An 11,967-nucleotide genomic window follows, 5' to 3' on the forward strand; every position below is an offset into this window, starting at 1 on the left:
TGAACTCATGACTAAGGATGGAGATACCATGACTCACCACACCTACAAGCACATAGAAATCACCGGCTCTTCCGAGAAAGGCATCGAGGAAGCCGTGCAGAATGCAATCGCCAAGGCATCCGAGTCTATCCAGCACATGCGCTGGCTAGAAGTGACCGATACACGTGGCCATATTGAAGACGGCCGCGTGGCCCACTGGCAGGTCACCGTTAAAGTCGGTTTCACGCTGGAATAATCCTTACCTGCATTTCGACGGCGGCTGGTTTACACTGGCCGCCGTCTTTATTGCAGCGCATTACGTTAGATATACAACGCTACCTATTGCGCTGGCGCTTTCAATGGAACCGATGCTCAGTAATGAAAATCATCATTCTCGGCGCCGGCCAGGTCGGCGGCACCCTGGCGGAGCACCTCGCTCGCGAGGAAAATGACATCACCGTTGTCGATACCGACGCCAATAAGCTGCGCGAGCTGCACACCAAGCTCGATATTCGCACTGTCACCGGCGCGGGTTCCTACCCTATCGTTCTGCGGCAGGCTGGCTGCGAAGATGCTGACATGTTAATTGCGGTGACCAACAGCGACGAAGTCAACATGATCGCCTGTCAGGTCGCGCATACGCTGTTCCGCACGCCTACTAAAATTGCCCGAGTGCGCGCCACGCCCTATCTGACTCGCAAGGGGCTTTTTGCCCACGAAGCGATCCCCATTGATGTATTGATCAGCCCCGAACAGGTGGTCACCGATCACGTCCGCCGCTTGATTGAGCACCCCGGTGCGTTGCAGGTGCTGGACTTTGCGGATGGTCTGGTGCAGCTAGTGGCGGTCAAAGCGGTGTATGGCGGGCCACTGGTGGGTCAGGACCTGGCCTTTTTGCGCAGTCATATGCCCAACGTGGATACTCGCGTCGCGGCTATTTATCGGCGTAACCGGCCCCTCATCCCCCGCGGCGACACGGTCATTGAAGCCGACGATGAGGTGTTTTTCCTTGCTGCCAGGAGAGACATTCGCGCGGTCATGAGCGAGCTTCGGCGAATCGAACGAGGCTTTCGCCGCGTCGTCATTGCGGGCGGCGGCAACATTGGCGAACGCTTGGCCGAGCATCTGGAACATAGCCATCAGGTCAAGATTATCGAGCATAGCCTTGAGCGCTGTACCACGCTCTCCGAACGGCTTGACCGCACCGTCGTGCTTCACGGCAGCGCGACCAGCAAGCGGCTTCTGGAAGAAGAGAACATTGAAGACTGCGACATTTTCTGCGCGCTGACCAATGACGACGAAGTCAATATCATGTCGTCGCTGCTGGCCAAACGGCTGGGGGCCAAGAAGGTGCTTACGCTGATCAACAACGCCGCTTACGTAGACCTCGTTCAAGGTGGCGAGATCGATATCGCGATTTCGCCCCAGCAGGCCACGATTGGCAGCCTGTTAACCCACGTACGCCGAGGCGATATCGTCAATGTGCATTCACTGCGCCGTGGAGCGGCAGAAGCCATTGAAGCCATTGCTCATGGCGACAAACACTCTTCGAAAGTTGTCGGTCGTACCGTTCGCGAGATCGGCCTGCCCGAGGGCACCACGATCGGGGCGATTGTGCGCGGCAAGGACGTCATTATCGCTCATGGGGATGTCACGGTGGAGAGCGGCGATCACGTGATTCTGTTTGTGATCGATAAGCGCCGCATCCGCGATGTCGAGCGTATGTTCCAGGTCGGTTTGACGTTCTTTTAGGAGCATGCACCTACCATGAGTCTGCGGGTCATTTTACGCATTTTAGGGCTGCTGCTGATGCTGTTCAGCCTGACGATGCTCCCCCCCATTTTGATTTCCCTGTGGTTTCGCGATGGGGTCTGGTACGCATTTATGATCGGTATCGCCATTACGGCGATCACCGGCTTAACCTTGTACCTACCCAACCGCCGTGCCCACAAAGAGCTACGCATCCGTGATGGTTTTTTAATCGCGGCGATGTTCTGGACGGTTCTGGCGCTGTTTGGTTCGCTACCATTGATGCTGTTTGGCGATACGTCGCTGAGCATTACCGATGCGGTGTTTGAATCATTTTCAGGCCTGACCACGACAGGCGCCACGGTGATTACAGGGATCGACTTTTTGCCCAAATCGATTCTCTACTATCGCCAACAGTTGCAGTGGCTTGGCGGGATGGGGATTGTGGTGCTGGCCGTCGCGATTCTGCCTACGCTTGGGGTCGGCGGCATGGCGCTTTACCGCACCGAAATTCCAGGACCTCTGAAAGACTCCAAACTAACGCCACGCATTACCGAAACGGCCAAAGCGCTTTGGTACATCTACGCCACTCTCACCATGGCCTGCATGGTGGCCTATATGCTGGCCGGCATGGATTGGTTTGATGCCATAGGGCACAGTTTCTCTACCGTGGCGATTGGCGGTTTTTCTACTCATGATGCCAGCATCGGTTACTTCAACAGCGCAGCGATTGAGCTGATTTGCGCGGCTTTTATACTCATTTCCGCGTTCAGTTTTAGCCTGCATTTTATCGCCTGGCGTGAAAAGCGCTTGCTGCACTACTTCCAAGACCCGGAAGCACGCTTTTTAATGCTGTTTCTGGCAGGACTTGTCACGATTACCGCGATTACCCTGTGGCTGACACACACCTACGATACGCTAAGCGGCTTGCGCTACGCGCTTTTCGAGGTGGTGTCCGTCGCGACCACAGCAGGCTTTTCCGTCGCCGACTTCTCGGCCTGGCCTGGCGCTATCCCTTTTTTACTGTTTATTGCCGCTTTTGTGGGCGGCTGCTCCGGCTCAACAGCAGGGGGAATGAAGGTTATCCGGATTATCCTGATTCTCAAGCAGGGCATGCGCGAGGTTATGCGCTTGATCCATCCCAATGCGGTTATCGCGGTTAAAGTCGGCAAAGTGAGTGTACCCGACAGTATCGCCCAGGCCGTTTGGGGGTTCTTCTCCGCCTACGTCATGCTGTTCTTTTTAATGCTGATGGGCGTTATGGCGACCGGCGTGGATCAGGTCACCGCCTGGTCGACCGTGGGATCAGCGCTTAATAACCTTGGCCCGGCACTCGGAGAAGCCAGCGGCAACTACGGCGAGCTACCTGATCTTGCCAAATGGATACTGGTGCTTGCCATGCTGCTGGGCCGCCTGGAAATTTTTACCGTGTTAGTGTTATTTACGCCCGCTTTTTGGCGGCGCTAATTCGGATGATGCCGTTTACTATTTGAGTTGAGACACCTAATGACCCAAGACGACACCACCCCGCTAGCCACGGCGTCTGACGCACCACCCGCCACTAGCGGGCCGCTGAAAACGGTTACCGTGGGCGGTACTACCTACACTTTTCTGGGTACAGCGCACGTGTCGGCACAAAGTGCTGACGATGTAAAAATGCTGGCTGACAGCGGGCTTTATGACGCCGTAGCAATTGAGCTGTGCGACGCCCGCCATCACAGCATGACGAACCCGGATGCCATGGGTGAGCAGGACCTTTTCCAGGTATTCAAGCAGGGCAAAGCGGGTATGGTCGCGGCAAGCCTGGCACTGGGCGCTTTTCAACAGCGCATCGCTGAGCAGTCCGGCATTGAGCCAGGTGCCGAGATGCGCGCCGCGCTTGAAGAGTGCCGTAACCGTAACTTGCCGCTTTTACTGGTTGACCGCGATGTCGGGATAACGCTTAAGCGCATCTACCGCAACGTGCCCTGGTGGCAACGCTTTTCACTCTTTTCAGGCCTGATTGGCAGCGTACTATCGCGCCAGGACGTATCCAAGGAAGAGATCGAAAAGCTAAAAGAAGGCGATATGCTGGAAGCCACGTTTAGCGAGTTTGCCGCTGAATCTGAAGCCCTTTACACCCCACTGATTCGCGAGCGCGACCGCTACATGGTGCTACGTCTTGCCGAACAGGCGCCACCTGGGCGCTTCAAGAACGTGTTAGTGGTGCTGGGCGCTGGCCACCTGAAAGGCACCGTTGAGCACCTGGAAGCACCATTACCCGAGAACCCAACGGTAGAGCGCGAAGCGTTGGAAGCTTCACCGCCGCCCTCCAAACTCTGGAAAGCCTTGCCTTGGCTGATTACCGCGCTGGTCATTACCGGCTTTGCCATTGGCTTCTCACGCAATACCGACTTGGGTTGGCAGTTGGTGCTGGAGTGGTTCTTGATCAACGGGATTCTGTCCGGCGGGGCGACCATTATTGCGCTTGCCCACCCGGTCACCGTTATTACCACTTTCTTTGCCGCCCCGCTTACCTCGCTTAATCCAACGATTGGGGCCGGTTTTGTCGCCGCCGGGGTGGAGCTTTACATGCGCAAGCCCAAGGTGCGCGACTTCGCCTCGCTACGTCAGGATGTCACCCACCTCAAAGGGTGGTGGAAAAACCGGGTGTCGCGCACGCTGCTGGTGTTTATCCTCGCCACGCTCGGCTCAGCCGTGGGCACTTGGGTCGCAGGCTTTCGAATTGCAGGTGCCTTGTTTGGTAGTGGTGCGGCGTGAGTACGCTTAAGCGTTCGCCCTGGCAGGCAGATGCCCTGCTGTTGCTGGTAACCATACTAGCGGCGGGCGGATGGATTTTCTCCAAGGAAGCGCTAGCCGGTATGCCGCCGCTGCTGTTTATCGGCACACGCTTTTTGCTGGCTGGGCTCATCCTGCTGGGCTTTGCCTGGCCCGCCTTAAGCGCTATGCCAGCACGGCGTATTCGGCGCGGTATTTTTGTGGGCTTTCTGTTTAGCGGCGCCATTGGCTTCTGGATCATGGGGCTTGCGACGTCAAATCACCTGGGCGAAAGTGCGTTTATCAATAGCCTGGGGATATTGCTGGTGCCTATCGTTGCCAAGCTGCTGTTTGGCGACAGACCACCACGCACCACCTGGATCGCCCTGCCCGTTGCCCTGCTGGGCTTCGCATTACTCTCCCTTAATGCTGGTTTCAAGGTAGAAACCAGCCAGCTTTTGATGGTCTGCGCAGCACTCTGCTTTGCGTTACTCATCAATATTAATACCCGCGTCGTGCGAAACGTAGCCGCCCTGCCGCTCACCACACTTCAGCTGTTATCCGTGGGCACCGTATTAACCCTGGTGTCCTTTATGTTTGAGCGCCAGCCCGTGGCGCTTAACACGTCTATTCTGGGCTGGTTTATGGCCAGTGTTCTATTGGCAAGCGCCCTGCGGTTTTTCCTGCAAATTACCGCCCAGGGAATGACCACGCCAAGCCACGCCTCGGTGGTATTGATGCTGGAAGCGGTATGGACCGCATTATTTGCCGCCTGGTGGTTTGGCGAAGTTATGGCGCCGCTACAGCTACTCGGCTGCGGGCTAATTTTTACCGCCCTGCTGATTAACCGCTGGTACTGGGTGCGCAAGATACTCCTGCGCTGGCTACCCGGCGCTGCCCGCTAACGACTCTCTTCGAACCCTTCCTTTCGTGCTAACAGGCGCGTCATTGCCTCAGTGGGTTCTGCAATTTTCTTGTAGAACCGGCTAGCGGCGTAGCTATCGTTAAACACATCGAAGTAGTCATCCAGCACGGCCGCCGCGTTGTTGTCGCCCCCTTGGCGCAACAGCTCAATGGCCACTTCTGCCGTACATAAATGCGCTTTCGAGGCGGGCTTACGCAGCCGGTAGCGGGTTTCGCGTTCGGTATGTAACGGCAATACCGGCAACGCATCCAGGTACGCACTCTTGCGAAACATGCGCCGCGCCTGCCGCCATGTACCATCCAGAATGATAAACACAGGAATACGCGATTCCTGTTTGGCGCTGTGTACGGCGTCCATTCCCACCACCCGGTCGGCATAATCGGGCTGGTCATCCGGGAAGATGACAAAGGGCACATAGCGCGGGTCTGCCAAAAGCTCGATTAACTGCGCATCCGGCGCCGTCCGATACCAGGTAAATACCTGCGTTTGAGCCAGCACATCCCCTATCAACCGACCCGTATTGGTCGGCTTATAGTGCTCCAACGGATGCGTCAGCAGCCATACCTGGGCGTGGCTTTCGGCCTTCACCTGGTACGGGCAAAGGCAGTTTAGCGCGGGCAAATTACAGCCCTCACAGCGTATGACAAAACTGCCCCGCGCCTTGAACTCTCGACGCGGTGGGCGAGGATGACCAGTGACAGAATCACATTCAGTTGAGGCAGGCATCCGCGCTCCAAAGGTCGTCAACAGGATGAAAAAGGGCGCAGAGTATAAAGCAGTGCTTGATCGTTGACGAACCCATCACCACCGTAAACCTTTTAAATTTTCATAGTTGACATAACAAACGCTTCATCGCTAGAGTCTTGTCAACTTTTTACACAGACATGGTTTACCAATGATCACGACTGCTGCCCCACGCAATGACTGGACGCTTGAAGAAATCAACGCCCTGTTTGCTCTGCCGTTTAACGATTTGCTGTTCCAGGCCCAGCAGGTGCACCGAGCGCATTTCGACCCTAACGCGGTCCAGGTATCAACCTTGCTGTCGATTAAAACCGGCGCCTGCCCCGAAGACTGTAAGTACTGCCCGCAATCGGGCCACTACACCACACAGCTTGAAAAAGAGAAGTTGTTGGAAATCGAAAAAGTGGTGGAACAGGCCCAGGCCGCTAAGCAAGCTGGCGCCAGCCGTTTCTGCATGGGCGCAGCCTGGCGCAGCCCCCGGGACAAGGACCTGCTCGTTGTCGAAGAGATGGTCCGCCAGGTAAAGGCGCTGGGGCTTGAAACCTGCATGACGTTGGGCATGGTCAACGACCAACAGGCTACCCGTTTGGCAACCGCCGGGCTGGATTACTACAACCACAACCTGGACACGTCTCCCGACTACTACGGCGAAATCATCACCACGCGCACCTACAGTGACCGCTTGGAAACCCTGGCGACTGTTCGTGAGGCGGGCATGAAGGTCTGCTCCGGCGGCATTTTGGGCATGGGGGAAGGTGCTCAGGATAGAAGCGCCCTGCTGCAACAACTGGCCAAACTCAGCCCGCACCCGGAATCGGTGCCGATTAACATGCTCGTCAAAGTGCCCGGCACGCCACTTGAGAACGTGGAAGACCTCGACCCGCTGGAGTTTATCCGCGCCATTGCCGTCGCGCGCATCATGATGCCCCAAAGCCATGTACGGCTTTCCGCCGGGCGCGAGCAGATGAGCGAATCCACCCAAGCGCTGGCGTTTCTGGCCGGTGCCAACTCCATCTTCTACGGCGACAAGCTGCTAACGACCAGCAACCCCCAGGCCACGCGAGACAGGGCCCTGTTTGCCAAGCTAGGCCTGCATCCAGAAACGCGCGAAACCTGTGAAAGCGAGGCCGCGCAAAGTGAGCGCTTGGCTCAGCAGCAGCTTAACCAGCGCGTCGCTGAGCTTGCGGTGGATGCCAGTGTCTGAGGCGTGGCATCAACGTCTAGCCAAGGCGCGGGCGGTTCGTCAGCACGCCCAGCAGTGGCGCACTCGCCGTACCCGACAGCCACACTTGGTGAACTTCGCAGACAATGATTATCTTGGCCTGGCAACCGACCCTCGCGTTCAGGCAGCCCAAGCCGAAGGCGCTCGCCGATTTGGCGCCGGGGCTGGCGCATCGCATCTGGTGAACGGCCACCACGCGATTCACGATGCCCTGGAAGACGCCCTGGCAGTCTGGACAGGCCGCGAGCGAGCCGTGCTGTTCTCCACCGGCTATATGGCAAACCTGGGCGTGCTACAGGCGCTAGCCGATACCCACACGGCCATTTTTCACGACCGGCTCAATCACGCCTCACTGCTGGATGGAAGCGCGCTGAGCGGCGCCCGCTCACAGCGCTACCACCATAACGATAGTGACGACTTGAGCCGCCTGCTGGCGCGCAGCCGCTGTACCCACAAGCTGGTAGTGAGCGACGGTGTCTTCAGCATGGATGGCGATGTGGCCGATATTGAAGCGCTGGTGCGGGTAAGCCAACAGCATGCTGCCTGGCTAATGATTGATGATGCCCACGGCCTTGGCGTTATAGGCAATAACGGCAGCGGCTGTGTGGGCACACGCTGGGGAAGTGACCAGGTGCCGATTCTGGTCGGGACACTGGGCAAAGCGCTGGGCACTGCCGGTGCGTTTGTTGCAGGCGATGCACAGTTGATCGACCATCTGACCCAGTTCGCCAGAAGCTATATCTATACCACCGCACAACCGCCCGGCGTTAGCGCCGCGACGCTGGAAGCGCTTGCGATTGTCCAGCGCGAGCCCGAGCACCGCCTGCGCCTTGCGCGTCATATAGACTACTTTCGTGAAGGGGCTCTACGGCTGAACCTGCCGCTGGGTGAATCGCGCACGCCCATTCAACCGCTGTATCTGGGAGGCGAGTCGCGCGTGCTGCAGTGGGCCGAAAAGCTGTATCAAGCGGGAATTGACGTTGGCGCAATTCGTCCACCCACCGTGCCCAGGGATGAGTCTCGCCTGCGCATTACGCTCAGCGCTCGCCATTCGCGTAGTGATATCGACCGGCTTCTCGAAACGCTGGCGGCCTGCCACTTGGAGGCATTATGACGCGCCTGGTACTGCTTTCAGGCTGGGGAATTGACCGGCGCATCTGGCGGCCGCTGCACCCTTACTGGCCCACCAACGTCGAGGTTGCCGCCGTTGATTGGCCTGGTTACGGCGAGGTTCCTGCACTGCCTGCCAACGCTTCCCTGAGTGAGCTTGCCACGGCCATGGCAAGCCGTCTGCCCAGCGATGCGGTTTGGGTCGGATGGTCGCTGGGCGGCCTGCTGGCGACGGCGCTGCTTGACTATCTTCCTGCGCCACAGGGGCTACTACTGCTAGGAGCAGGTGCCAGGTTCTGCACGCCGGATAGCGCGATGTCAGCAGCGCTTGCCGACTTCCAGGCCATCTTTGCGCACCGTGGCGATGCCGCGTGGCGTCACTTTCTGCGCTGGCAGGCTCAAGGAGAGCCCGCTCCGTATCAGGTTCACGCACAGCTGCGTGCCCTGCTTGGCAGTACGCCCCCGGCAGACCGCACCACGCTTTCTGCAGGCCTTCACTGGCTGGCCACGCTGGATAATCGTCGACGCCTAAACACGTCGCCGTGCCCGGTGGTTCATCTCGTGGGCGAGCATGACCCGCTGATCAGCGCTATTGAGTGCCAGCGGACGCTAACACTTGAACGCGGCGGCCACTGCCCAATGCTCTCGCAACCAGCGCGTTTGGCGTCACTGCTCGCCGCTCAAGCTGCTGCGCTATCTGCCAGGGAAATGGCATGAGTTCGATCCCCCCTCAGTTACGGCGGCCCAGCGCCGACTGGCAGGCCCGAGTGGCGCACGCTTTTTCCCGGGCAGCACCGCAATACGATGCACTGGCCAGCGCCCAACGCCATATCGGTGAAACGCTATGGAACGACTTGCCCTCTGAGGCTAGCCATATACTCGACCTGGGCTGCGGCACTGGCTATTGGTCGCAGCGGCTAGCCGAACGCTACCCCCATGGACACGTCACGGGGCTGGACATTGCGCCGGGCATGCTGGAGCACGCTCGCTCGCGCCACGGCGACCACATTGCCTGGCAGCCAGGCAGTGCCGAGTCGTTGCCCATCCCTCGCCACCTGTTCGATCTGGTGTTTTCCAACCTGGCCATTCAGTGGTGCCGCGACACACTGGCCGTCATGCAGTCGCTGTATCGAGTGCTGGCGCCAGGTGGCCTGGCGTACATCAGTACGCTATTACCCGGCACGTTGGCCGAAGTGGCTTTCGCTTGGCAGCGCTCAAGCGCGCTGTTAACGACGCCCTCCTACCGCCTGGTTAACGATGCTATTCACGAAAGCGGCCTGCGCTGCACTCACCAAGCGACCCACGTGGAAACCTTCTTTTATCCTGACATCAAGGCCGTTATGGCTTCCATCAAGGGGGTTGGCGCACAAGTGGCCAGGCCCAACGCCATGCTCACCCGGGCGGACCTGGCAGCGGCTGCCACGCGCTTTGAGCAGCTTCGTAAGCGCCAAGGGCTTCCGGTCAGCTATCACTGCCTGAACCTGCAGTTGGAGAAACCCCGATGAAGCGCTTTTTTGTTACCGGTACCGACACCGATGCGGGAAAAACGCTGGTCGGGAGCGCGCTTCTTTATGCCGCCCGATGCCAGCAGTTGAGCACCTTAGGGCTTAAGCCCATCGCCTCTGGCAGCTCGCTAACGACGAAAGGGCTGCGCAATGGCGATGCGCTGGCACTGCAGCAGCAGTGTGAACCGCCGGTTGACTACGCCACGGTTAACCCAATGGCCTTTGAGCCTGCGATAGCACCTCACCTGGCCGCACAGGAGGCAGGCCAGAGGCTAAGCGTGTCTGAGGTTGCCCACTGGCTGCGCGACACCCTTGGCCAGATGCCTAGGGCGTTCACTCTGATTGAGGGTGCGGGTGGCTGGCGTGTGCCGATCAACGAACAGGAGGATTTTGCCGACATCGCCATCGCGCTGAAGCTGCCGGTGATCCTGGTGGTTGGTTTAAAGCTCGGCTGCCTGAACCATGCCCGCTTAGCGGCCAATGCCATTCGCGCCGACGGTCTGACGCTTGCGGGCTGGGCAGGCAGCGTGATTGACCCCGCCTTTGCGGCGGATACTACCCGTTTCACGGCCAACATGGCCCACCTTGACGCCAGGCTGGCAGCGCCCTGCCTGGGCATTGTGCCGCATTTGACAACGCCCGATGCGGCCACCGCCCACCGCTATCTCTCGTTGGAGGCATTATGAACTCGCCAGTCTGGCACCCCTACGCACACCTTAAAACCCAACCGCCCGCCCCCAGGGTGGTCGGCGGTAGCGGCGCCTATTTTGAGTTGGAAAGCGGCGAGCGCCTGCTGGATGCTACCTGCTCCTGGTGGTGCATGATTCACGGTTACGGCCATCCGCGCCTGGTGGCGGCCATTCGCGAGCAGGCGGAAACACTCTGCCATGTGATGCTCGGCGGGCTCACCCATGACCCTGCCGACCAGTTGGCGCGTGAGCTGGTGCGCGTCACGCCCGACGGGCTTAATCACGTCTTCTACTCTGACAGCGGCTCGGTAGGCATGGAGGTGGCGATGAAAATGGCGCTGCAGTACCACGTGCTTACCGGGCAACCGAAAAAGTGCAAAATGCTCTCGCTAATGAAGGCCTATCACGGAGATACCACGGGCTGCATGGCCGTGTGCGACCCAGAAGAAGGCATGCACAGTTTGTTTTCAAGCCTGCTGCCTCAGCACCATTTTGCGCCTGCGCCAACCGCTCCTTTTAACGCAACGCAAGCGCAGGTAGCCGCCGATTTAGATGCGCTAGGCGAGGTGCTTGAACGTCACCATCAGGACATTGCTGCGCTGCTGATGGAGCCGCTGCTGCAGGCTGCAGGTGGGCTGAACATGACCTCCCCGAATTATTTGCGCGGCGCCCGGGCCCTGTGTGACGCATTTAACGTGGTGCTGATCTTTGATGAGGTTGCCACGGGGTTTGGCCGCACCGGCAAATTATTTGCCGCCGATCACGCCCACGTTAGCCCGGATATCATGGTGCTTTCCAAAGGGCTAACTGGCGGCTATTTGGGCCACGCCGCCACGCTTGCGACCGACCGCATTCACGACGCTTTTATCGGTGACAGCGCACAGCATGCTTTTATGCACGGCCCAACGTTTATGGGCAACCCCTTGGCGTGCCGGGTAGCGCTGGAAAGCCTGGCGGTATTTGAAGAGGAAAACTATCCTGGAAAAATAGCGCTCTTAAACCGGTTACTGTGCCGCGCCTTACTGGAGGATCAAGCGCTCATGGCGCACCCAGAGGTTGCCGATGTACGCGTACTGGGTGCCACGGCCGTTATTGAAGCGCACTCGGAAACAGCGTTAACAGGCGTTGCCACATTTGCTCGCGAGCAGGGTGTTTGGCTACGCCCGATTGGGCGCTGGCTCTATACCATGCCCGCCTATATTACCTCTGAGCAGCAGCTAACCCACATTACTGATGTCATGAAGGCCTGGTTTCTGAAATCGTCACCCCGCTTGTCAGGCTAAAGCG

General features: G+C 58.6%; 12 protein-coding genes. 11 read left to right on the forward strand and 1 reads right to left on the reverse strand.

The genetic code is table 11. The features are described from left to right. The first annotated feature begins 28 nt into the window (after nucleotides 1-28). The 5 genes from ACT3R4_RS10705 to ACT3R4_RS10725 all read left to right on the forward strand — a co-directional run bounded on the left by ACT3R4_RS10705 (nucleotide 29) and on the right by ACT3R4_RS10725 (nucleotide 5,390). The gene (locus ACT3R4_RS10705; RefSeq protein ID WP_172118637.1) at nucleotides 29-235 is read left to right on the forward strand and encodes a dodecin; all 207 of its coding nucleotides are present in this window, start codon (nucleotides 29-31) and stop codon (nucleotides 233-235) included. 122 nt (nucleotides 236-357) lie between these two features. Continuing rightward, complete coding sequence (trkA, locus tag ACT3R4_RS10710; RefSeq protein WP_172118600.1) at nucleotides 358-1,731, forward strand: Trk system potassium transporter TrkA; 1,374 nt, start codon at nucleotides 358-360, stop codon at nucleotides 1,729-1,731. Between the two features lie 15 nt (nucleotides 1,732-1,746). Then, the gene (locus tag ACT3R4_RS10715; protein ID WP_172118599.1) at nucleotides 1,747-3,195 is read left to right on the forward strand and encodes a TrkH family potassium uptake protein; all 1,449 of its coding nucleotides are present in this window, start codon (nucleotides 1,747-1,749) and stop codon (nucleotides 3,193-3,195) included. 39 nt (nucleotides 3,196-3,234) lie between these two features. After that, the gene (locus tag ACT3R4_RS10720) at nucleotides 3,235-4,488 is read left to right on the forward strand and encodes a TraB/GumN family protein (protein ID WP_441678973.1); all 1,254 of its coding nucleotides are present in this window, start codon (nucleotides 3,235-3,237) and stop codon (nucleotides 4,486-4,488) included. Continuing rightward, on the forward strand, nucleotides 4,485-5,390 hold the full coding sequence (locus tag ACT3R4_RS10725; protein WP_087106509.1) for a DMT family transporter: 906 nt from the start codon (nucleotides 4,485-4,487) through the stop codon (nucleotides 5,388-5,390). Before ACT3R4_RS10720 ends, ACT3R4_RS10725 begins: the two co-directional genes overlap by 4 nt. On the opposite strand, the gene ACT3R4_RS10730 is transcribed toward ACT3R4_RS10725, so the two are convergent. Then, complete coding sequence (locus ACT3R4_RS10730; protein ID WP_441678971.1) at nucleotides 5,387-6,136, reverse strand: tRNA-uridine aminocarboxypropyltransferase; 750 nt, start codon at nucleotides 6,134-6,136, stop codon at nucleotides 5,387-5,389. The genes ACT3R4_RS10725 and ACT3R4_RS10730 overlap by 4 nt on opposite strands. Before the next feature lie 169 nt (nucleotides 6,137-6,305). On the opposite strand from ACT3R4_RS10730, the gene bioB reads away from it, so the two are divergent. From bioB to bioA, 6 genes are read left to right on the forward strand one after another with little or no spacing between them, the layout of a single operon-like run. Beyond that, the gene (gene bioB / locus ACT3R4_RS10735) at nucleotides 6,306-7,358 is read left to right on the forward strand and encodes a biotin synthase BioB (RefSeq protein WP_441678969.1); all 1,053 of its coding nucleotides are present in this window, start codon (nucleotides 6,306-6,308) and stop codon (nucleotides 7,356-7,358) included. Beyond that, nucleotides 7,345-8,490, forward strand: a complete 1,146-nt coding sequence (gene bioF, locus ACT3R4_RS10740; RefSeq protein WP_172118595.1) for an 8-amino-7-oxononanoate synthase — start codon at nucleotides 7,345-7,347, stop codon at nucleotides 8,488-8,490. Before bioB ends, bioF begins: the two co-directional genes overlap by 14 nt. Then, on the forward strand, nucleotides 8,487-9,203 hold the full coding sequence (locus ACT3R4_RS10745) for an alpha/beta fold hydrolase (protein WP_441678967.1): 717 nt from the start codon (nucleotides 8,487-8,489) through the stop codon (nucleotides 9,201-9,203). The genes bioF and ACT3R4_RS10745 overlap by 4 nt, the downstream gene beginning before the upstream one ends. After that, a complete protein-coding gene (locus ACT3R4_RS10750) occupies nucleotides 9,200-9,991 on the forward strand; it encodes a methyltransferase domain-containing protein (protein ID WP_441678965.1) in 792 nt (263 codons plus the stop codon). The genes ACT3R4_RS10745 and ACT3R4_RS10750 overlap by 4 nt, the downstream gene beginning before the upstream one ends. Beyond that, nucleotides 9,988-10,677, forward strand: a complete 690-nt coding sequence (bioD, locus tag ACT3R4_RS10755; RefSeq protein WP_441678963.1) for a dethiobiotin synthase — start codon at nucleotides 9,988-9,990, stop codon at nucleotides 10,675-10,677. The genes ACT3R4_RS10750 and bioD overlap by 4 nt, the downstream gene beginning before the upstream one ends. After that, on the forward strand, nucleotides 10,674-11,963 hold the full coding sequence (bioA, locus tag ACT3R4_RS10760) for an adenosylmethionine--8-amino-7-oxononanoate transaminase (RefSeq protein WP_441678961.1): 1,290 nt from the start codon (nucleotides 10,674-10,676) through the stop codon (nucleotides 11,961-11,963). The genes bioD and bioA overlap by 4 nt, the downstream gene beginning before the upstream one ends. Nucleotides 11,964-11,967: the final 4 nt, after the last annotated feature.

It is taken from the genome of Halomonas sp. AOP7-E1-9, from assembly GCF_052376035.1.
Lineage (GTDB): Bacteria > Pseudomonadota > Gammaproteobacteria > Pseudomonadales > Halomonadaceae > Vreelandella > Vreelandella citrativorans.

Bases quoted from the DNA above. Each gene is read 5' to 3' on its own strand.
- bioB (WP_441678969.1), top strand. From the start codon at position 6,306: ATGATCACGACTGCTGCCCCACGCAATGACTGGACGCTTGAAGAAATC.
- ACT3R4_RS10715 (WP_172118599.1), top strand. From the start codon at position 1,747: ATGAGTCTGCGGGTCATTTTACGCATTTTAGGGCTGCTGCTGATGCTG.
- bioF (WP_172118595.1), top strand. From the start codon at position 7,345: ATGCCAGTGTCTGAGGCGTGGCATCAACGTCTAGCCAAGGCGCGGGCG.
- ACT3R4_RS10720 (WP_441678973.1), top strand. From the start codon at position 3,235: ATGACCCAAGACGACACCACCCCGCTAGCCACGGCGTCTGACGCACCA.
- trkA (WP_172118600.1), top strand. From the start codon at position 358: ATGAAAATCATCATTCTCGGCGCCGGCCAGGTCGGCGGCACCCTGGCG.
- ACT3R4_RS10745 (WP_441678967.1), top strand. From the start codon at position 8,487: ATGACGCGCCTGGTACTGCTTTCAGGCTGGGGAATTGACCGGCGCATC.
- ACT3R4_RS10730 (WP_441678971.1), bottom strand. From the start codon at position 6,136: ATGCCTGCCTCAACTGAATGTGATTCTGTCACTGGTCATCCTCGCCCA.
- bioD (WP_441678963.1), top strand. From the start codon at position 9,988: ATGAAGCGCTTTTTTGTTACCGGTACCGACACCGATGCGGGAAAAACG.
- ACT3R4_RS10705 (WP_172118637.1), top strand. From the start codon at position 29: ATGACTCACCACACCTACAAGCACATAGAAATCACCGGCTCTTCCGAG.
- bioA (WP_441678961.1), top strand. From the start codon at position 10,674: ATGAACTCGCCAGTCTGGCACCCCTACGCACACCTTAAAACCCAACCG.
- ACT3R4_RS10750 (WP_441678965.1), top strand. From the start codon at position 9,200: ATGAGTTCGATCCCCCCTCAGTTACGGCGGCCCAGCGCCGACTGGCAG.